17 protein-coding genes are annotated in these 20956 nt (G+C 72.8%); 10 read left to right on the top strand and 7 right to left on the bottom strand.

What is annotated here, in order from left to right:
- Positions 1-14: 14 nt before the first annotated feature.
- From ACQEVM_RS24970 to ACQEVM_RS24960, 3 genes are all read right to left on the bottom strand, one after another.
- On the bottom strand, positions 15-1226 hold the full coding sequence (locus ACQEVM_RS24970; protein WP_433082578.1) for a CaiB/BaiF CoA transferase family protein: 1212 nt from the start codon (positions 1224-1226) through the stop codon (positions 15-17).
- A 99-nt stretch (positions 1227-1325) separates the two neighbouring features.
- Positions 1326-2114, bottom strand: a complete 789-nt coding sequence (locus tag ACQEVM_RS24965) for an ABC transporter permease (RefSeq protein WP_433082576.1) — start codon at positions 2112-2114, stop codon at positions 1326-1328.
- Entirely contained in the window at positions 2111-3106 is a 996-nt protein-coding gene (locus ACQEVM_RS24960; RefSeq protein ID WP_433082574.1) for an ATP-binding cassette domain-containing protein, read from the bottom strand. The genes ACQEVM_RS24965 and ACQEVM_RS24960 overlap by 4 nt, the downstream gene beginning before the upstream one ends.
- A 70-nt stretch (positions 3107-3176) precedes the next feature.
- Between ACQEVM_RS24960 and ACQEVM_RS24955 the strand changes: the two genes are divergently transcribed.
- The gene (locus tag ACQEVM_RS24955) at positions 3177-3902 is read left to right on the top strand and encodes a TetR/AcrR family transcriptional regulator (protein WP_433082572.1); all 726 of its coding nucleotides are present in this window, start codon (positions 3177-3179) and stop codon (positions 3900-3902) included.
- Positions 3903-4063: 161 nt separating this feature from the next.
- On the opposite strand, the gene ACQEVM_RS24950 is transcribed toward ACQEVM_RS24955, so the two are convergent.
- Positions 4064-5191, bottom strand: a complete 1128-nt coding sequence (locus ACQEVM_RS24950; protein WP_433085355.1) for a type ISP restriction/modification enzyme — start codon at positions 5189-5191, stop codon at positions 4064-4066.
- Between the two features lie 233 nt (positions 5192-5424).
- Here ACQEVM_RS24950 and ACQEVM_RS24945 point away from each other — a divergent pair, with 233 nt between their 5' ends.
- Positions 5425-5601, top strand: a complete 177-nt coding sequence (locus tag ACQEVM_RS24945) for a hypothetical protein (RefSeq protein ID WP_433082570.1) — start codon at positions 5425-5427, stop codon at positions 5599-5601.
- A 108-nt stretch (positions 5602-5709) separates the two neighbouring features.
- Here the strand turns inward: ACQEVM_RS24945 and ACQEVM_RS24940 are convergent, their stop codons facing one another.
- The gene (locus ACQEVM_RS24940) at positions 5710-6459 is read right to left on the bottom strand and encodes a GntR family transcriptional regulator (protein WP_433082568.1); all 750 of its coding nucleotides are present in this window, start codon (positions 6457-6459) and stop codon (positions 5710-5712) included.
- Between the two features lie 49 nt (positions 6460-6508).
- Positions 6509-7837 (bottom strand): homogentisate 1,2-dioxygenase, encoded by a 1329-nt coding sequence (hmgA, locus tag ACQEVM_RS24935; protein WP_433082566.1) that lies wholly within the window; start codon positions 7835-7837, stop codon positions 6509-6511.
- A gap of 394 nt (positions 7838-8231) precedes the next feature.
- On the opposite strand from hmgA, the gene ACQEVM_RS24930 reads away from it, so the two are divergent.
- The 8 genes from ACQEVM_RS24930 (at position 8232) to ACQEVM_RS24895 (ending at position 20026) form a co-directional block, all read left to right on the top strand.
- Positions 8232-10403 carry a right-handed parallel beta-helix repeat-containing protein gene (locus tag ACQEVM_RS24930; protein WP_433082564.1) on the top strand — a complete coding sequence of 724 codons (2172 nt, stop codon included), beginning with the start codon at positions 8232-8234 and terminating at the stop codon, positions 10401-10403.
- A 149-nt stretch (positions 10404-10552) separates the two neighbouring features.
- Positions 10553-11407, top strand: a complete 855-nt coding sequence (locus ACQEVM_RS24925) for a hypothetical protein (RefSeq protein WP_433085353.1) — start codon at positions 10553-10555, stop codon at positions 11405-11407.
- Positions 11408-11535: 128 nt separating this feature from the next.
- Positions 11536-12840: a hypothetical protein gene (locus ACQEVM_RS24920; protein ID WP_433082562.1), complete on the top strand. Its 1305-nt coding sequence runs from the start codon at positions 11536-11538 to the stop codon at positions 12838-12840.
- A 35-nt stretch (positions 12841-12875) separates the two neighbouring features.
- Positions 12876-13496 carry a TetR family transcriptional regulator gene (locus ACQEVM_RS24915; RefSeq protein WP_433085351.1) on the top strand — a complete coding sequence of 207 codons (621 nt, stop codon included), beginning with the start codon at positions 12876-12878 and terminating at the stop codon, positions 13494-13496.
- 113 nt (positions 13497-13609) lie between these two features.
- The gene (locus tag ACQEVM_RS24910) at positions 13610-15808 is read left to right on the top strand and encodes a molybdopterin oxidoreductase family protein (RefSeq protein WP_433082560.1); all 2199 of its coding nucleotides are present in this window, start codon (positions 13610-13612) and stop codon (positions 15806-15808) included.
- A gap of 72 nt (positions 15809-15880) precedes the next feature.
- A complete protein-coding gene (locus tag ACQEVM_RS24905; RefSeq protein ID WP_433082558.1) occupies positions 15881-17407 on the top strand; it encodes a CitMHS family transporter in 1527 nt (508 codons plus the stop codon).
- Positions 17408-17507: 100 nt separating this feature from the next.
- Positions 17508-18920 (top strand): aldehyde dehydrogenase family protein, encoded by a 1413-nt coding sequence (locus tag ACQEVM_RS24900; protein WP_433082556.1) that lies wholly within the window; start codon positions 17508-17510, stop codon positions 18918-18920.
- 26 nt (positions 18921-18946) lie between these two features.
- Positions 18947-20026, top strand: coding sequence for a Zn-dependent alcohol dehydrogenase (locus ACQEVM_RS24895; protein ID WP_433082554.1), 1080 nt, complete (start codon positions 18947-18949; stop codon positions 20024-20026).
- Positions 20027-20252: 226 nt separating this feature from the next.
- Here the strand turns inward: ACQEVM_RS24895 and ACQEVM_RS24890 are convergent, their stop codons facing one another.
- Entirely contained in the window at positions 20253-20900 is a 648-nt protein-coding gene (locus ACQEVM_RS24890) for a TetR/AcrR family transcriptional regulator (RefSeq protein WP_433082552.1), read from the bottom strand.
- Positions 20901-20956: the final 56 nt, after the last annotated feature.

Here is a 20956-nt window from a genome sequence, read left to right as displayed (position 1 = left end):
CGGTGTGGCCCGCCTCAGGCGACCACGCCGTCCTGGCGCAGAGTCGTGATCTGCGCGCCCGTCATCCCCAGGGCGCGCAGCAGGGCGTCGGTGTGTTCGCCGAGCGCGGGCACCGCTCCCATGCGCGCGGGCGCGCCGCCCGGCAGTCCGATGGGCGGCAGCAGCGCGCGCAGCGGACCCGCGGGCGACCCGATCTCCCGCCAGCGGTCGCGGGCCGCCAACTGCGGATGCGCCGCCACCTGCGCCACCGAGTTCAGTCGCGCGCAGGCGATGCCCGCCGCATCCAGCCTCCGGATCGCCTCGTCCGCGTCCAGTGCGGCGAGCGCCCCGGCCACCACCGCGTCCGTCCGCTCCCGCCCCAGGGTGCGGGCGGCGTTCGTCGCGAACGCCGGATCGTCCGCCAACTCCGGCTTCTCCAGGACCTGTTCCGCCAGTCGCCGCCACTCCCGGTCGTTCTGCACCGACAGCAGCACCCGGTCCCCCTCCGCCGTCGGGTAGGCGTCGTAGGGCGCGATCACGGCATGCGCGAGACCGGTCCGCACGGGCTGCTCCCCGCCGTGCATCGTGTGGTGCAGCGGGTGCCCCATCCATTCGGCGAGCGCGTCCAGCATCGACACCTCCACCCGGCCCCCGCGCCCGGTGATCCCGCGGCGCAGGAGGGCGGCGAGCACCCCCGAGAACGCGTACATGGCCGCCGCGATGTCCGCGGCCGGGACACCCGCCTTGACCGGCCGCTCCGGGGTACCGGTCACCGACACCAGCCCCGCCTCGCACTGCACGAGCATGTCGTAGGCGCGCTTGTGCGCGTACGGCCCCTCGGCCCCGTAGCCGGAGATGTCCACGGCGACCAGCCGCGGGTACCGGGCGCACAGCGCTGCCGAGTCCAGCCCGAGGCGGGCGGCGGCCCCCTGGGCGAGGTTCTGGACGAAGACGTCCGCGCCGGCCAGCAGCTCGTGCAGCACCTCCCGGCCCCGCGCGTCCTTCAGGTCGAGCGCCAGGGACTCCTTGCCCCGGTTGGCCCACACGAAGTGCGAGGCCAGACCTTTCGCGGCGGTGTCGTAGGCGCGCGCGAAGTCGCCGCCGTCGGGACGCTCGACCTTGATCACCCGGGCGCCGAGGTCGGCGAGCTGGCGGGTGGCGAAGGGGGCCGAGACGGCCTGTTCGACGGCGACGACGGTGACACCGTCGAGGGGGAGCGGGTCGTGGGGGCGTGAGTCGGGTGTCATGGCAGCCTGCCTACCCGGTCCGACCCGGATCTGTCACCCCCCGCCCGGCCGCTCCGACCCTGCTCCCGGTCCTGACCGCCTCTCAGCCATGGCCGCCTCTCAGTCCTGGCCGCGCGCGAACCGCCGGGTGGCCAACGGCACGAAGAGGGCCAGGATGACGAGCGACCAGAGCAGCGCCCCGGCCACCGGGTGCGCGGCCGGCCAGGCGGCCCCGGCCGCCGGCACGCCGCCCGGGTTGCCGCAGAGGGCGCGCACCGCGCCGGCCACGGCACTGATCGGGTTCCACTCGGCGACCGTCCGCAGCCATCCGGGCAGCCCGGCGGTCGGCAGGTAGGCGCTGGACAGCATCGGCAGGACGAAGGTGGCGCCGCCGAGTTGACCGGCGGCCTCCTCGCTCTTGCTGAGCAGGCCGAGGTACGTGCCCACCCAGGCCGAGGCGAAGCGGAACAACAGCAGCACCCCGAGGGCGCCCAGCGCGCCCGGCAGCCCGTTCTCGATCCGCCAGCCCATGGCGATCCCCACCAGCATCAGCGGCACCATGGACACCCCCGTCGTCAGCAGGTCGGCGGTGATCTGCCCGAGGGGCACGGCGGCCCGGCTCATCGGCAGGGTCCGGAACCGGTCCGTCACCCCGCGGTGGGCGTCCTGTGCCGCCGTGAAAAGGCCCGTCATCAGGCCGTTCGCGGCGGTCGCGGCGAGCAGGCCCGGAAGCAGGAACTCGCGGTACTCGGAGCCCGGCATCGCGAGCGCGCTGCCGAACACGTACCCGAAGAACAGCAGCATCATGATCGGCATGGTCTGCGTGAGCACCAACAGCGCGGGCGCGTGCCGGGCCTTCTGCAACTGGCGGGTGACGACGGCTCCGCCGTCGGACAGCAGGGTGTTCATGCCGCGTGCTCCTTCTCGGGTGCGGTCTCGCGGACCCGGGTGAGGCGCAGGAACACCTCGTCGAGCGTGGGTGGCCGCAGGGTGGCGTCGGTGACCGGGATGCCGGCCGTGTCGAGGGCGCGGATGATCCGCGGCAGGGTCAGCCCGGTGTCGGACACGGTCACGCCCACGGTGAGGCGTTCCCCGTTCAGGGTGGGCCGGCCCCCGGTGAGTCGGTCCAGTACGGCCGCCGCGCCCGTGAGGGCGTCGGGGTGGGTGACGGTGACCTCGGCGTGGGAGCCGATCCGGGACTTGAGTTCGGTCGGGGTGCCGGTGGCGACGGCCCGGCCGCCGTCCACCACCACGATGTCGTCGGCGAGCCGGTCCGCCTCCTCCAGGTACTGGGTGGTGAGGAGCACGGTCGTGCCCCCGCCGTCGCCGCCGACCCGGCCCTTCGCGCCGGCGAGTTCTCGAACCGCGGTCCAGATCCGGTCGCGGGCCGCCGGATCGAGGCCCGTCGTGGGCTCGTCCAGGAACAGCACGCGGGGCCGTGCGATCAACCCGGCGGCCAGGTCCAGGCGCCGCCGCATGCCGCCCGACCAGGTGGAGGCGGTGCGGTCGGCGGCCCCGGTGAGCTCGAAGCGCTCCAGCAGCTCGTCGGCGCGGGCCCGACCGGCGGCCCCGCGCAGCCCGGCGAGGCGGGCGAAGAGCCGCAGGTTCTCCCGGCCGGTGAGGTCGCCGTCCACCGAGGCGTACTGGCCGGTGACCCCGATGGCGCGGCGAACGGCTCCCGGAGCGCGGGTGACGTCGTGTCCGGCGACCAGGGCCCGCCCGGCGGTGGGTGCGGTGAGCGTGGTGAGGATCCGAAGGGCGGTGGTCTTGCCGGCGCCGTTGGGGCCCAGGAGCCCGCAGATCGTGCCCTCGGGCACCGCCAGATCGAGCCCGCGCAGGGCGCGCACCTCGCCGTAGGACTTCTCCAGACCCTCACTAAGTACAGCGTACGTAGTCGTCATGCGTGGCACCCTACCTCACTGCGTACGGTGTACGTAACTAGGATGGAGGCGACGAACGAGGTGATGAGCGATGACCCCCAGCGGCCGCCCCGCTGAACCCGAAGTGATCTGGGCCCGCCCGCAACGCGCGGGACGGGGCCCCCGCCCCGCCCACAGCCGCGAGTCGATCGCGGCCGAGGCCGTGCGGATCGCCGACGCCGAGGGGATCGAGGCCGTCTCCATGCGCCGCGTGGCCGCCGGGATCGGGGCCGGGACGATGTCCCTGTACAACTACGTGCCGCGCAAGGAGGACCTGTACGAGTTGATGGTCGACGCCGTCAGCGGGGAGTACGAACTGACCCCGCCCACCGGCGACTGGCGGGCCGACATGCTCGCGCTGGCCCGCCAGACGCGCGACCTGATGCGCCGCCACCCGTGGCTGCCCCGGCTGCTCACCCCGGTCTACGGCTTCAGCCCGCACGCCCTGCGGTACCTGGAGTACAGCCTGGCCTGCCTGGAGCCGCTGGCCGCGCCGGACGGGCGGAAGCTCGAACTCGTCGCCGCCGTCAACGGCACCGTGGCCACCTACGTGGGCGGCGAGTTGGCCCTCGCCGAGCGGGCCCGCGCACTGCCCTGGAGCGAGGCCGACGAGCAGCGCGTACGGGCGGCCTGGCTCGGATCCCGGCTGGCGAGCGGGGACTACCCGCGGCTGGCGGGCGCCCTCACGGCGCTGCCCTCCGTCCCCGCCGACCTGGACGCGCCGGACGAGCTGTTCGACCGCTGGATCACGCAGCTGCTCGGCACCTGGGGGGCATGAGCGCGGGGTCGGCCACCGGGCCCGCACGGGCGCGGGGCCGGCACGGGCGGGTACCCGGTACTCGGGCGGGCGGGCGGGCGGCGTCGGCCGCGTGGCCGAGTGCACCGCCGCGCCGGGGTGCACGGCGCGCCGGGGTTCACCGCCGCGCCGGGGGCCCGGGTTCACAGCAGGGCGAACTGGCCGCCGGGGCCCTCCTCCCGGTGGTCCAACACCGAGGCCGGCCGTCGGGACCCGCGCGGCGGCGGCAGCACTCCGAGGGCTTCCAGCTCGGTGGACGTGATCGACGGACCGGGTTCGAACGCCGCCCGCTCCGGCGCCAGGTCGGCCAGCAGCGCCAGGCTCGTGACCAACGCCAACAGCTCCGAGGTCCATGACTGCGGCCATTCCCCGGGCCCCAGCGCCTCCAGGCCGTCGACGCCGTCCGAGCGGTGCGCGGTCCGTGCGGCGAACCAGGACTGCAACACCCGCTCGCCCTGCGACTCCTGGTCCCACGCTCCCGGCGGCACGGGGGAGATGCTCCCGTCCCCGAGCCCCAGGGTCTCGGTGTCCGGGTCGTACGACAGCTCCCGCGGCCACGCCGTGACCGCCGAGCGGACGTACGGCCGCCGCCCGCCGGGCAGACGGGGCGGCTCACCGCCCCGCGCCCCGCGCAACTGGACGGTCAGCAGGCGCTGCCCCAGCTCCAGCCCGGCCCGCCAGCGTTCCGGGTCGGCCGCCATCGGGACCTCGTACGCACCCCGGGCCCCGGGGCGGCCCGCCGCGAGCACCCAGCACAGCACGTCCTCGGGAGTGACCCAACCGCCGAGCCGCTCGCCCAGCAGGTGCAGCAGGCCCGGCGCCAGATTGGGCTCCGCCCCGCCGGGACGTCGGTGCAGCGGCCGGATCCGGCCCAGCCGGCCGGCCGGTAGATGGGCGGTGACCAGCGGTTCCGGCGTCTCCACGACGAACAGCTGGTGAGCGTCGCGAACCCGCCACAGCTCGGGGCGGGCCCGGTCGATGAGCCGCTGGTCGGGCAGCAGCCACTGCTCGTCGAAGGGCGCGGTCAGCACCCGTACGGGATCCGGGAACGGGCCCGGGGCCTCGGTGAAGCGGGCCGTGGACGCGGACCGCTGCCCGGGCAGCGCGGCGGCCCCGGAGGAGGGCGTACGGGCCCGGGTCGGTCGGAACAACCTCTCGCGCTCGGCGCCTTCGGCGCCGGCCAGGGTCGCCCAGCGGGCCCGCAGGGTCGCCGGGTCGGGAGCCGTCACCCAGTCCCGCCCCAGCCGCAGCGAACCCACGGCCCAGGGCATCAGATCGTCCAGCAGCGGTACGTCTTCGCTCACCCGGCAGATGGTAGCGAGGGGAGGTCACGCCCGGGCCGCGTCCAGGCCGAAGCGTTACGCTCCTTATGAACGCATCTGTACCGGTGTGGTGGGCCGAGCCCCGTGTGGGCCCCTGCGCGGACCGAGCGCTGTGCGCACCGAGTTCTGCGCAGGCGGAGTTCTGCGCCGACCGACCCCTGTGTGGACCGAGGAGACGGCTGATGAGTCAGTACGACGAATACTCGACTCCTTCCCAGGCCGAGGGCGAACGCCTCGACGAGGACATGGACGAGCGGCAGAAGCGCCAACGGCACCCGCAGACCACGCGCACCACCCCCTCACAGGCCGAGGGTGAGCGGGGCGCGGAGGACGAAGCGAAGCGACCCCCGAGCGCGTAGGCGGGGCGCGGAGGCGGGGCGTGGACGGGGCGTGTGGGCGTGGCGCGTGGACGTGGAGTGTGGGCGGGCTTCCCGCGCCTCGTCCGGCTCGGTGCGCGCAGGCCGTTCTCAGTGCGCGTCGACCGTCACCGTGAAGGAGAACCGGTCGCCGCGGTAGCGGATGCGGGCCACGTCCACCACCCGGCCCCCGTCGTCGTACGTCACGCCCGTGTAGTGCAGGATCGGGCTCAGCAGCGGGACCTGGAGCAGCCCCGCCGTCTCAGGGTCCGCCAGCCGCGCCTCCACGGTGTCCGTGATCCGGCTGATCTTCACCCCGACCAGGTCGCGGAGGACCTTGGTCATCGGGAACCGCTCCAGGTCGCTCAGGTCGATGGATTCGGCCAGCTCCGTGCGGACCGCGTTCTCCGCCCAGTTCGTCGGCTCGCCGCTCACGCTGTCGTGGCGCAGCCGCCGGTACGTGACCAGCTCCGAGGCGTCCGGGAAGTGCTCCAGCAGCTCCCCGGACACCGCCGTCCGCTCGTGTCCGAGAATCGTCGTACGCTCACCCGACTGCTGGGCCACGATCGCGTCGACCGAACCCAACAACCGCACCGGGGCCCCGCGCCGCGCCCCCGGCTCGATGAACGTTCCGCGCCGCCGATGCCGACTGATCAGGCCCTCGCCCTCCAACTCCTTGAGGGCCTGCCGCATCGTCAGCACGCTCACCCCGTAGTGCCCGGCCAACTGCTCCTCGGTGGGCAGGCGCAGCGAGGCGTCCGGGGTGCGCCCCAGTATCGAGGCGCGCAGCGACTGGGACACCTGGTACCAGAGCGGCAACTTCCGGTTCAGTACCAGCGAGTCGGGGGCGAAGGCGGTCACGGGTGGTTCTCCGTACGGCTGGACGTCTGGGGCGGGCGTGCAGCGAATGCTAGGCGCGGAAGTGGCGCTCCAGACCCTGCCAGACGTCGTCGTATCCACGCTGGAGGTGTTCGGCGCCGGCCGCCTGGTCGGTGGCGATGATGGGCCAGCGGGTCTCGAACATGAAGGCCAGCCCGTCGTCGATCTTCTGCGGCTTCAGCTCGGCGGCGCTCGCCCGGTCGAAGGTCTCCCGGTCCGGGCCGTGCGCGGACATCATGTTGTGCAGCGAGCCGCCACCGGGCACGAAGCCCTCGGCCTTCGCGTCGTACGCGCCCTCGATCAGGCCCATGTACTCGCTCATCACGTTGCGGTGGAAGTACGGCGGACGGAAGGTGTCCTCTCCCACCAGCCAGCGCGGGGCGAACACCACGAAGTCCACCCCGGCCAGCCCCGGGGTGTCCGAGGGCGAGGTCAGCACGGTGAAGATCGACGGGTCGGGGTGGTCGTGGCTGATCGAGCCGATCACGTTGAAACGGCGCAGATCGTACACGTACGGGACGTGGGAGCCGTGCCAGGCGACCACATCGAGCGGCGAGTGGTCGTACGTGGCCGTCCAGAGGTTGCCGCAGTACTTGTTGACCACCTCGGTCGGGCGGTCGACGTCCTCGTACGCGGCCACGGGCGCCCGGAAGTCCCGGACGGCGGCGAGGCCGTTGGCGCCGATCGGACCGAGGTTCGGCAGCTCGAAGGGCTGCCCGTAGTTCTCGCAGACGTAGCCGCGGGCGTTCGCGTCGAGCAGCTCGACGCGGAAGCGGACCCCGCGAGGGATCAGGGCCATCTCGCCCGGGCGGGCGCTGAGCAGGCCGAACTCGGTGCGCAGCAGCAGACCGCCGCGTTCGGGAACGATCAGCAGCTCGCCGTCCGAGCTGCTGAACACCCGATCCGTCATCGCGGCGTTGGCGGAGTACAGGTGGATCGCCATGCCGGAGCGCTGGGCGGCGTCGCCGTTCCCGCCGAGGGTCCACAGGCCGGCCAGGAAATCGGTGCCGGGCGCCGGGTCGGGCAGCGGGTTCCAGCGGAGCCGGTTCGGATCCGGCACGGTCCCGGTGAAGGGTGCGCTGCGCAGACCGCCGTTGTCGACGCGGGTGAACGGCGGGTGCGCCGCCGAGGGGCGGATCCGGTAGAGCCACGAGCGGCGGTTGTGGGTGCGGGGCTCGGTGAACGCGCTGCCGCTGAGCTGCTCGGCGTAGAGGCCGAGAGGGGCGCGCTGGGGCGAGTTCCGGCCGTGGGGGAGCGCGCCCGGAACGGCCTCGGAGCTGTGCTCGTTGCCGAATCCGGCGAGGTACTCCAGCGCCTCCGCGGTCTTCCTGGCCTGCTCGCTGGTGTCGCCGTCACTCATGGAACGCTCCCGGTCTGCCGTAGGAATCCTATGGGTGACAGTAGGATTCCCGGGTCCCCGCGTCAACGGTGACCTTCCGGCCGGCCCGCCCTCCCGGCCCGAAGAGCCTCCGTTCGGGCGCGTGGTGCCCCGTTCGGCGGCACTCGGCTTCCGCCTCCGCACTGTCGGCCCCGGTTCCGGTCCAGGCCCCGGCCCTGGTTCCGGCCCGGTCCCTGCTCGCGCCCGCGCCCCTGCCCGCGTCTGCGCCTGCGGTCGGACCGGCGGGTTCAGACGCGCTCCGGTGGGCGGGTTCAGGCGGGTTCGGGCGGGCGGTTCAGGCGGGTTCGGGCGGGCGCCGAACCGATTCGCGCAGAGGGGGGTCCCAAAAGGTGAACATTGCTCTACTCTCTCGCGCATGTCGTGGACCCGCAGGTTTCCTGCCGTGCCGGCGGTGCTCCTCGCCGCCCTCCTCGCGTTCCTGTCCCTCCTCGCCGCCGCGCCCGCCGCCCGCGCGCACGAGGAGCGCCCCGTCACCCTCCCCGACGGCAGCGGCTCCGTACCCGAGTACCGCAAGGCCGAGCCCGACCTCCTGGTGTGCAAGACCGACCGGCCCGCCTTCGAGCGCCGGATATCCGCCTTCCCGCAGGAACTCAGACAGCGCAACCTCGCCCTCTACGCCCAGTGCGAGAAGACCGGCTTCCGTCACCTCCAGGAGGCCGTGGACGCCGTGGACCGGCCGGGGATGAACATCGCGATCCTGCCCGGCCTGTACGAGGAGGAGCCCTCGCTCCCCAAGCCCACGGGGGAGTGCGCCACGCTGAAGGCGCCCAACTCCTCGCTCGGCTACCAGATCCTGTCCTACGAGCAGCAGGAGCGGTGCCGGCACAACCAGAACCTCGTCGCGATCCTCGGCAAGACGAACCTCCAGATCGAAGGCACCGGCGCGTCCCGCCAGGACGTGGTCATCGACGCCAAGTACCAGAAGCTGAACGCCATCCGGGCCGACAAGTCCAACGGCATCTACTTCCGCAACTTCACCGCCCAGCGCACCACCTTCAACTCGCTGTACGTGCTCGCCGGCGACGGCTTCGTCATCGACGACGTACTGACCCGCTGGAACGACGAGTACGGCTTCCTGACCTTCGCGAGCGACCACGGGCTCTACAAGAACTGCGAGTCCTACGGCAACGGGGACTCCGGCATCTACCCAGGCAGCGCCTCCGACATCAACGACGGCCGCGGCTACGACGTCCCCCGCTACTCCATCGAGATCACCGGCTGCCGCAGCCACCACAACATGGTCGGCTACTCGGGCACGGCCGGGGACTCCGTCTGGGTCCACGACAACGAGTTCGACCAGAACATGGGCGGCGCTTCGATGGACAGCGCCTTCCCCGGCCACCCCGGACTTCCGCAGAACCACGCCAGGTTCGAGCGGAACGTGATCCACGACAACAACCAGGACTACTACCGTCACGTCGCCGACGGCACCTGCGCCAAACCGCCCATCGAGCGGGGCTACGAGCAGGGCGTGGTCTGCCCGCAGATCTCCATGCCGCCGGGCACCGGCGTCATCACCGCCGGTGGGAACTGGAACCTGTACGAGGGCAACTGGGTGTACGGGCACCAGCGCGCCGGATTCTTCCTGAGCGCCGTCCCGGCCTTCATCCGCGGCGAGGAGGCGTGGGCCAAGCAGGCCGACACCTCCCACCACAACCGCTACGCCGCCAACATCCTCGGCAAGGACAAGGCCGGGGCGTCCCGCCCCAACGGCATGGACGTCTGGTGGGACGGCCAGGGCAGGGGCAACTGCTGGCAGGACGGCCCCGACGGTTCCACCCCCGCCACCCTGCCCGAGTGCGGCGAGCGGCGCGGCGCCGTGTCCGGCGGCTCCGCGCGTCTCGCCGGCGAACCGGTCAAACTCGTCCAACTGCTGGTCTGCGCCGACTACAACGTCCAGGCCCGCAAGCTGCCGGCGGGCTGTGACTGGTACGGCGCCCGAGGCCTGGAGCGGGTCGAGACCCAGATCGCGCTGGCCGTCGCGGCCGTACTGCTGCTGGTCGGCGGAGTCCTGTGGTGGCGCCGGCTGCGCGGCTCCCGAGGGGGGACGATCGCCTCGCTGCTGGGCCTGGCCGGGCTGTGCCTGGACGTCGCCGGGTCCACCACGGACCTCACCCCCACCTTCGTGCCGGCGCTGGCCCTGCTCCTCCTGGGGCTGTGGTGGACGGGCGTCTGGCTGGTCCTGCGCGCCGACCGGCCGTGGCTCGCCCGGCTCACCCTGCTGCTGGCCGCCCTGACCCTCCTCGACGCCTTCGACAGGGCAGTCCTGATGATTCCCTGGATCCCGCTCGGCCCCGCCTGGGTACGGGCGATCGTCGCGGTGGTGTGGGTGCTCTGGGCGGTCGTCGCCTCCGCCCGTCCGCAACCCCGTCCGGGCAGGCCGGCGCGCCCGACCGGCCCCGGCGGCGACCCCGACGCGGATCGTGCCCCGGCCCCGGACGGCCCACCCCCGGCCCTGAGCGCGGCAGCCGCCACCCACTCCCCGGCCGCCACCGAACCCCCGGCCGGGAACGGAGGCTCGCGGTGAGCCGAGACCACGCCGACCGCATCGGCTGCGACGCGCCACCCCACACGGCCCGACCGACCCCCACGGCCCGACCAACCCGCACGGCCCGACCGCCCCGTCCTCCGCGGCGCGCGGTCGGTCCTCGCCGCCGAACCGTCCGCACCGCGGTTCTGGTCGCCCTGCTCGTGCTGCTCGCCGCCGGCACCGCGACGGGCTGCGGGGGTCGGGCCACGACCCACCACAAACCCGGCACCAGTCACGAACAGGCCTCAGGTGACGTGGGCACCCTGCTCGATACCCAGGACGGCGCCGGTCACCGCCTCCGGCAGGTCCCGGTCCAGGGCGCGCCGGAGGTGCGGCTCGCCACCCGGCCGGACTCGGAGGACGGATGGAACCTCCAACTGGTCGTGAAGAACTTCCGCTTCACCCCCGACAGCGTCGGTGGCGCGGCCCTCCCCGGCGAGGGTCACGCCCACCTGGAACTGGACGGGCGCAAGCTGGCCCGGGTGTACGGCCCCTGGTACCACCTGCCCGCGGCGCAGGTGCCCGAGGGTGCACACACCCTGACCGTCCGCCTGTACGCCGACGACCACACCGCCTGGGCCGTCGGCGGCAAGGCGGTCGAGGGCACCGTCGAGCTGACCGGTGGCCCCCCGGGCCAGGGGTCCCACAGCCACGCCGCCCCCACCCCGACGGCGCCGCCCCAGGCAACCCGGCCGCCCCAGCCGGCCCGGACACCCCGGAGCTCCGAGAACCCGGATGTCGACCGCACGGTCACCGTCGTCGTCCGGGACGGCAAGGTGGTTCCCGCCCCCGGCCGCGTCGAGGTGGGGCGCGGCGAGCGGGTGGCCCTGCGCGTCACCAGCGACCGCGCGGACACCCTGCACGTCCACGGCTACGACAAGGAGCTCGCCCTGCCCGCAGGCCAGGAGGCCACCCTGGTCCTGACGGCCGACCGCACCGGGCTCTTCGAGGTCGAGACCCACGAGAGCGACCTCGTCCTCACCCAGCTCCTCGTCCGATGACCCCCCTCCGACTCGCCCCGGGCCTGCCCCCAGGCCCGGGCCTCCCTCTCGCCCCGGGCCTCCCTCTCGGCCCGGGCGTCGGCGGCTGTCCGGTTCCGTGCGCGGGGGGCGGTCCCTCCGGCCAGGACGTGGTCCCGTACCTGGCCGATCCGTCGACCACCCTGCTCGCACACGGGATCGGGTCCCAGCACGATCTGCCGATCTCTCCCTTCTACGCCTTCGCCGGTGCCTTCGCCGCGCTGTTCGTCTCCTTCCTCGCCCTCGGTCTGCTCTGGTCCACGTCCCGCTTCCGTGGTGACCGCTCGGGCCTCGCCCTGCCCGGCCGGTTCCAACGGGTGGCCGACGCGCCGGCCACCCGCACCACCCTGCGCGGGCTCGGTCTCGCCGCCGCCCTCGCCGTGTTGCTCCACCTCCTCCTCGGTCCCGACGACCCCGCCCACAACCCCGCTCCCGGCGCCGTCTACGTCCTGCTCTGGGTCGGACTCGTCCCGGCCTCCCTCCTCCTCGGCCCCGTGTGGCGCCTCGTCAACCCGCTCCGCACCCTGCACCGACTCCTCGCCGTTGCCCTTCGCCGACGTGCCCCCGACCGCCCACTGCCCGCCCGGCTCGGCCAATGGCCCGCCGCGGTCGGGCTGTTCGGCTTCACCTGGCTGGAGCTCGTCTCCCCGGATCCCGCATCCACCACCACCCTCCTGATCGCCCTCGGTTGCTTCGTCGTCGGTCAACTGACCCTCGCCGCCCGCTTCGGCGAGAAATGGTTCGCCGACGGAGACCCCTTCGAGGCCTACTCCGATCTCCTGGCCAGGCTCTCCCCCCTCGGCCGTCGTGCCGACGGCCTGCTCGTCCTTCGCAACCCGTTCCACGGACTCGACGCGACGCCCGAGCGGCCCGGACTCGTCGCCGTCGTCTGTGTCCTGCTCGGCTCCACCGCCTACGACGGCTACTCCGACAGCCCCGCCTGGATCAACGCCATTCAGACCTCCCCTCTCGGCCGCACCCCCACGGCCACCCTCGGACTTCTCGGTTCCATCGCCCTCGTCGCCGCCCTGTACTGCCTGTGCGCGGCGGCCACCCGTCTCGTCAGCGGCCCGCATCCCCGCCCGCTCACGGCCTTCGCGCACTCACTCGTTCCGATCGCGCTCGGCTATCTCGTCGCCCACTACTTCTCCCTCCTCGTCACCGAAGGACCACGCACGGTAATCATGGCAGCGGGCACTGACAACGCCCCAGAACCCTTGCCGCCACTGGGTCCAGGCGGCCTCGCGGCCCTCCAGGTGATCGCCGTCGTCACCGGGCATGTACTCGGAGTGATCGCCGCGCACGACCGGTCCGTGCGTCTCTTCCCGCCCGCCAAGGCCGTGGCCGGCCAACTGCCCCTGCTCGCGCTGATGATCACGTACACCATCGGTGGCCTCAGCCTCCTGCTGAACTGAGGTCACCGGCCCGAGCGGAAGCCAGGAGCGGCATGATGGACCCCGTGCCCCCCGCCCACCCCATGCGCCGGACCCCGATCCAGCAGCGCAGCGCCGACCGGCTCGCCCGGATCCTCGACGCCTGCGCGGAACTCCTGGACGAGACCGGGTACGAGAACCTCAGCACCCGTGCCGTCGCCCTGCGCGCCGGAGTGCCCATCGGCTCCGTCTACCGGTTCTTCGGGAACAAGCGAGCCATGGCCATCGCCCTGGCCCACCGCAATCTCGACCGCTACGCCGATGGCATCGAGGAAAGGCTGGCTGCCCTTCCGGCCGCCCGATGGCGGCCCGCCGTCGACGCCGTCCTGGACGAATACCTGGCGATGAAGCGCGGCGTGCCCGGATTCGCGCTCGTCGACTTCGGCGTGCCGGCGCCGCCGCCCGAAGGCCCGGCCGCCGACCCCAACCACCTGGTCGCCGCACGGCTCACCGAACTGCTCTCCCGCCACCTCGGCCGCACCCGCGACGCTGACCTCGAACGGTCCGTGCTGGTGGCGGTCGAGGCCACCGACGCGCTCATCCAGTTGGCCTTCCGCGTCGACCCCGCCGGGGACCCCGGGATCGTCGCCGAAACCCGGGCGATGATGCAGGCCTACCTGGCCCGCGTACTGGACTGAGCCCCCAGGGCCGACAACCACAATGAGCGCACCCCTCCCCAACCTCCCTACCGGTCGGTATGCTCGACCCGCCCGTGTGCCCGCACCGCAGCCTGCCGCCCCCAGGAGCGACCATGCCCCGCACCGCCCTGCGCATCTGCCCCCTCTGTGAAGCCACCTGCGGCCTCACGCTGACCATCGAGGGCACCACGGTCACCGGCGCCCGCGGCGACCGGGACGATGTGTTCAGCCGTGGCTTCATCTGCCCCAAGGGGGCGGCCTTCGGAGCCCTCGACGGCGATCCGGACCGGCTGCGCACCCCCCTCGTACGCCGCGACGGCCGGCTGCGCGAAGCGAGTTGGGAGGAGGCCTACGAGGTGATCGCCGCGGCCGTGCCCGCCCTCGTGCGGGAACACGGAGCCCAGTCCGTCGGCGTCGTCCTCGGCAACCCGAACGTCCACACCATGGCCGGAGCCCTCTACCCGCCGCTCCTCCTCAAGGCCCTCGGCACCCGGAACCTCTTCACCGCCAGCACCCTGGACCAAATGCCCAAGCACGTGTCCAGCGGCCTGCTCTTCGGCGACCCCTTCGCCATCCCGGTCCCCGACCTCGACCGCACCGACTTCCTCCTGCTCCTCGGCGCGAACCCGGTCGAGTCCAACGGCTCCCTGTGTACCGCCCCGGACTTCCCCGGCCGGCTCAAGGCCCTGCGCGCCCGCGGCGGCACCCTGGTCGTCGTCGATCCGCGGCGCACGCGCACCGCCGCGCTGGCCGACCGGCACCTCGCACCGCGCCCCGGCAGCGACGCCCTGCTGCTGGCCGCGCTCGCACACACCCTGCTCGACGAGGGGCTCGCGGCCCCCGGGGCAGCGGGGGAGCAGGCCGACGGTCTCGGGGAACTCGCCGACGCCCTCGCCCGTTTCACTCCCGAGGCCGTCGCCCGGCCCTGCGACCTGACCGCCGATGAGATCCGTTCCCTCGCCCGGGAACTGGCGGCCGCACCCACCGCCGCCGTCTACGGACGCATCGGCAGTTGCACAGCCGAGTACGGCACCCTGGCCAGCTGGCTGGTCGACGTACTGAACATCCTCACGGGCAATCTCGACCGCCCGGGCGGGGCACTCTTCCCCCTCTCGGCGACCGACCGCGCCCCCCGACCCGCCCGCCCGGGCAAGGGGTTCGACCTCGGCCGCTGGCACAGCCGGGTCAGCGGACACCCGGAAGCCAAGGGCGAACTGCCCACCGCCGCCCTGGCAGAGGAGATCGAGACGCCGGGCGTGGGGCGCATCCGAGCCCTGATCGCCATCGCCACCAACCCCGTGCTGTCCGCCCCCGACGGCCGGCGCCTCGACACGGCCCTCGCCGGCCTCGACTTCATGGTCAGCGTCGATCCGTACCTCAACGAGACCTCGCGCCACGCCCACGTCGTCCTGCCCCCGCCGCCGCCCTCACAGTCCGCCCACTTCGACTTCGCCTTCAACGCGTTCGCCGTCCGCAACCAGGCCCGCTACTCACCACCCGCCGTACCCCTCGAAGAAGGCCGCATGGACGAGTGCGAGGTCCACGCGCGCCTGATCCTCGCGGTGTCCGGGCTGCACGGGGCATCGCCGGACGTCCTCGACGACCGCGTCATCGCCGACACCCTCGCCCGGGAGGTCGCCGACCCCCACTCACCGCTCTTCGGCGGAGACCCACAACGAGAGGCGCGAGAACTCACCGGCAGCACCGGCCCCGAGCGACGGCTCGACATGATGCTGCGACTCGGACCGTACGACCTCACCCTCGACGAGCTGCGCAAGCGACCGCACGGCATCGACCTGGGCCCCCTGAAACCCAGGCTGCCGGGCGTGCTGAAGACCCGCACCGGCCGGATCGAACTGCTCCCGGACCCGATCGCGGCCGAACTCCCCAGGCTGCACGCGGCGCTCGCCGAACGCCCCGCCGCCCTGGTGCTCGTGGGCCGCCGCCATCTGCGGTCGAACAACAGCTGGTTGCACAACGTCCCGGCCCTGGTCGGAGGTTCCAACCGGTGCACCCTCCAAGTCCATCCGCAGGACGCGGACCGGCTCGGCCTCACCGATGGCGGCCGGGCCAGGATCACCGCCGACGGCGGCAGTCTGGAAGTCCCGGTCGAGATCACCGACGCCGTTCGTACCGGGGTCGTCAGCCTCCCGCACGGCTGGGGCCATGACCGGGCCGGTTCCCGGCTCTCGGTGGCCGGGGCCGTACCCGGAGCCAATGTGAATCAGTTGCTCGACGGCAGCCGACTCGACCCGCTGTCCGGCACCGCCGTGCTCAACGGATTCCCGGTCGAACTGGCACCTCTGCCCTGAGCTGGGGTTTTGCTCGTATTGCTCACGCGTCGACGTCTTGTTGGCACATCGGGGAGCCCCTACGTTCCCAGCATGCTGACCTTCCTCGGCTTCGCCATGATCGCGACCTTCCTGGTTCTGATCATGCTGAAGAAAATGTCGCCCATCGCGGCGCTCGTGCTCATCCCCGCGCTCTTCTGCGTCTTCGCCGGACAAGGTGCGCAGTTGGGCGACTACGTCATCGACGGAGTCGGCAAACTCGCGCCGACGGCCGCGATGCTGATGTTCGCCATCGTCTACTTCGGCGTGATGATCGACGTCGGCCTCTTCGATCCGATCGTGCGTGGCATCCTGCGCTTCTGCAAGGCGGACCCGATGCGGGTCGTGGTCGGTACGGCGGTGCTCGCCGCGATCGTGTCGCTCGACGGAGACGGCTCGACCACCTTCATGATCACGGTCTCGGCCATGTACCCGCTCTACAAGCGCCTCGGCATGAGTCTGGTGGTCATGACCGGTGTCGCGGCCACCGCCAACGGCGTCATGAACACCCTCCCCTGGGGCGGCCCCACGGCCCGTGCCGCCACCGCCCTCAAGCTCGACGCCGCAGACGTCTTCGTCCCGATGATCCCCGCGTTGGCGGCCGGGCTGCTCTTCGTGTTCCTCCTCGCGTACGTCCTCGGCGTGAAGGAGCGACGCCGGGTCGGGCTGCTCGTCATGCCCGGCGCGCAGGATGAGTGCGGCCAGGAGAAGAACGCGGAGAAGCGGGACGCGAAGTCGGAGGTGGAGCCGATCGAAGGGGAGCCCGCCACGGTCGCGGCGGGGATGGGCACCTCGGCCGCCGCCTCGGGCCCGGGCAGCTCCGGCAGGACACCCGCACCCGTACTCACCTCCACCGCTCCGGACGCACCCACGAACGCACCGACGGGCGCACCCACGGCCACGGCCATAACCCCCGACGGTGACGGTGATGGTGACGGTTTCCAGGGGCTCGATCCGAACCGCGCGACGCTCCGCCCCCGCCTCTACTGGTTCAACGCCGGACTGACCGTCGCCCTCCTCACCGCGATGATCATGGAGTTGCTGCCCATCCCCGTGCTCTTCCTCCTCGGCGCGGCCCTCGCCCTCACGGTCAACTTCCCCCACATGCCCGACCAGAGGGCCCGGATCGCCGCCCACGCCGACAACGTCCTCAATGTCGCGGGGATGGTCTTCGCCGCCGCCGTCTTCACCGGTGTCCTCAGCGGCACCGGCATGGTCAAGCACATGGCCGACTGGCTCGTCGGCGCGATCCCCGAGGGGATGGGTCCGCACATGGCGCTGGTCACGGGCCTGCTCAGCCTGCCCCTGACCTATTTCATGTCGAACGACGGCTTCTACTTCGGGGTCCTGCCGGTACTGGCCGAGGCCGGCGCCGCGCACGGGGTCTCGCCGCTGGAGATCGCCCGCGCGTCCCTGGTCGGCCAGGCCCTGCACATGTCCAGCCCACTGGTTCCGGCCGTCTACGTCCTCGTCGGCATGGCCAAGGTCGAGTTCGGCGATCACACCCGATTCACCGTGAAATGGGCGGCCCTGACTTCCCTGGTGGTCCTGGCGGCGGGGATGCTTTTCGGCATCATCTGATCCCGGACGCCTCTGGCGCCCGCAAAACTACCGACGCTAGTTTGTAGGGTGTTGGAGAGGTCGGGTTCTACGCGCTCGTGCGTGTTTCGGGAGGAAAGCCATGAAGGCCCACGACGGGATGTACATCGGCGGCGCCTGGCGACCGGCCGTCGGACGCGAGCGGATCGAGGTCGTCAACCCCGCGGACGAACAGGTCCTCGCCTCGGTCCCGGCCGGCACCGCCGAGGACGTGGACGAGGCCGTACGTGCCGCCCGCGCGGCCTTCCCGGGCTGGGCGGCCACGCCGCCGGCCGAGCGGGCGGCCCTCGTCGGGGCCCTGCGCGACGTACTGGTCCGCCGCAAGAAGGAGATCGCGGAGACGATCTCCGCGGAACTCGGCGCCCCGCTCGGCTTCGCGGAGGCCGTACACGTGGGGTCGCCGATCGCCGTCGCGGGCTCGTTCGCCGAACTCGGCGCCTCGTACGCCTTCGAGGAGCGGCTCGGGAACTCCACGGTGCTGATGGAGCCGGTCGGCGTGGTCGGGGCCATCACGCCCTGGAACTATCCGCTGCATCAGGTCGTTGCCAAGGTGGCACCCGCTCTCGCCGCCGGCTGCACCCTCGTCCTCAAGCCGGCGGAAGACACCCCGCTGACCGCACAGCTCTTCGCCGAAGCCGTGCACGAGGCGGGCATCCCGGCCGGGGTCTTCAACCTGGTGACCGGCACCGGCGCGGTCGCCGGCCAGGCACTGGCCGCACACGAGGGAGTCGACCTCGTCTCCTTCACCGGCTCGACCGCCGTCGGCCGGCAGATCGGCGCCACCGCCGGCGCCGCGATCAAGCGCGTCGCCCTCGAACTGGGCGGCAAGTCGGCCAACGTCATCCTGCCCGGCGCCGATCTGGCCAAGGCCGTCGCCGTGGGCGTCGGCCACGTCATGAACAACTCCGGCCAGAGCTGCAACGCGCTCACCCGCATGCTCGTCCACCGGGACCAGTACGAGGAGGCCGTCGCGCTCGCGGCCGACGCCATCGCCAAGTACCCCACCGGCGACCCCCGCGAGCAGGGCACCCGCCTCGGCCCGGTGATCAACGCCAAGCAGCGCGACCGTGTCCGCGCGTACATCGTCAAGGGGGTCGAGGAGGGGGCGCGTCTCGTCGCGGGCGGGCCCGACGCACCCCACGACCAGGGGTACTTCATCACCCCGACCCTCTTCGCCGACGTCACCCCCGACATGACCATCGCCCAGGAGGAGATCTTCGGCCCCGTGCTGTCGATCCTCCCGTACGAGGACGAGGACGACGCCCTGCGCATCGCCAACGGCACCGTGTACGGCCTCGGCGGAGCCGTCTGGGCGGCGGACGCGGAGACCGCGACGGCCTTCGCCCGCCGCATGGACACCGGCCAGGTGGACATCAACGGCGGTCGCTTCAACGTGCTCGCGCCCTTCGGCGGCTACAAGCAGTCCGGCGTGGGGCGCGAGTTGGGCCCGCACGGCCTGGGCGAGTACCTCCAGACCAAGTCCCTGCAGTTCTGAATCCCGGAAGTACGGAGACGACGACCATGGTCCGCGCCGCCATCCTGCCCGCCGTCGGAGCCCCGCTGGAGATCCGGGAGATCGTGCTGCCCGATCCCGGCCCCGGTCAGGTCCGGGTGCGGCTCGCCGCAGCCGGGGTCTGCCACTCCGACCTCTCCCTCACCAACGGCACCATGCGGGTTCCCGTTCCCGCCGTCCTCGGTCACGAGGGCGCGGGTACGGTCCTCGCCGTCGGGGAGGGCGTCACCCATGTCGCCCCCGGCGACGGGGTGGTGCTCAACTGGGCTCCCTCCTGCGGGGCGTGTCACCACTGCCTGATCGGCGAGGTCTGGCTCTGCACCCAGGCACTGGCCGGGGTCGGCGCGATCCACGCCCATGACGCCGACGGCACCGAGCTGCACCCCGGGCTGAACGTGGCCGCCTTCGCGGAGGAGACCGTGGTCGCGGCGAACTGCGTGTTGCCCGCACCCGCGGGGATCCCGCTCGCCGAAGCCGCCCTGCTCGGCTGCGCCGTCCTCACCGGCTACGGAGCCGTCCACCACAGCTCCCAGGTCCGCCCGGGGGAGTCGGTGGCCGTCTTCGGCGTCGGCGGGGTCGGTCTGGCCGCCCTCCAGGCGGCCCGCGTCGCGCAGGCGGGCCCGATCGTGGCCGTCGACGTCTCACCGGCGAAGGAGGAGTTGGCGCGCGCCGCCGGTGCCACGGAGTTCGTCCTCGCCTCGGAGACCACCGCCAAGCAGATCCGCGCGCTGACCGGGGGCCGGGGCGCGGACGTGGCGATCGAGTGCGTAGGCCGGGCGGACACCATCCGCGGTGCGTGGGACGCGACCCGTCGCGGCGGTCGCACCACGGTCGTCGGCATCGGGGGCAAGGAACAGCAGGTCACCTTTCACGCACTGGAGATCTTCCACTTCGCCCGGACTCTCACCGGCTGCGTCTACGGCAACAGCGACCCGGCCCGCGACCTCCCGGTGATCGCCGATCACGTCCGGGCCGGCCGGCTGGACCTCGGCGCGCTCGTCACCGACCGGATCACCCTCGACGGCATCCCGGCCGCCTTCGACGCGATGCTGGCGGGCAAGGGCGGCCGCTCGCTGGTCATCTTCTGACCGGAGCCGGAGCCGGAGCCGGAGCGGGAGCCGGAGCGGGATCCGGGGTCGGAGCGGGAGCCGGGGGAGCCTGCCAAGGCTCCGCCCCGTCCCGGCTTCCGCCCGCGTCCAGCCGTCCCGGCTCCAGCCGTCCCGGCTCCAGCCGTCCCGGCTCCAGCCGTCCCGGCTCCAGCCGTCCCGGCTCCAGCCGTCCCGGCTCCCGCCGGTCCCCGCGTCCCGCCGTCCGTCAGGTCGTCCTCTTCAGCGCCTCGTACTGGAGGGCCAGGCCGTCCAGCAGCGCCGCCAGCCCCGTCTCGAACGCGCCCTCGTCCACCTCGTGCTGCCGCTCGGCCAGCAGGTGGGCCTGGCCCAGGTGCGGGTAGTCCGACGGGTCGTACGCGGCGCGGTCGTCCACGAAACCCCCGGCGAAGGAACCCACGGCCGAGCCCAGGATGAAGTACCGCATGAGCGCGCCGATCCGCGTCGCGTGGGCGGGCGGCCAACCGGCCTCGGTCATCGCGCCGAAGACGGCGTCCGCCACCCGAAGCCCTGCGGGGCGACGGCCCGGTCCCCGCGCCAGCACCGGAACGATGTTCGGGTGGTCGGACAAGGCGTCCCGGTACGAGTGGGCCCAGTCGTGCAGCGCGAGCCGCCAACTCCGGCCGTCCTCGGAGTCGAACATCGACAAGTCGACCCGGGCGCTCACCGCGTCCGCGACGGCGTCGAGGATCTCGTCCTTGGTGCGGAAGTGGTTGTACAGCGAAGGCCCGCTGACCCCGAGCGCGGCGGCCAGTCGGCGCGTCGACACCGCCTCCAGGCCCTCCGAGTCCACCAGCGCGCCCGCCGCCTCGACGATGCGGTCTCTGCTGAGGAGGGGCTTGCGCGGTCTGGCCATGCGCCACATAGTAGGGCCTGCCCGCAATAAACTACCGGTGCTAGTTAATCTGCGCC

Source organism: Streptomyces sp. CA-243310 (assembly GCF_050936775.1).
Classification (GTDB): domain Bacteria; phylum Actinomycetota; class Actinomycetes; order Streptomycetales; family Streptomycetaceae; genus Streptomyces.
The sequence above is the reverse complement of the archived record's forward strand: the minus strand, read 5'-3'. Positions and strand labels throughout refer to the sequence as shown.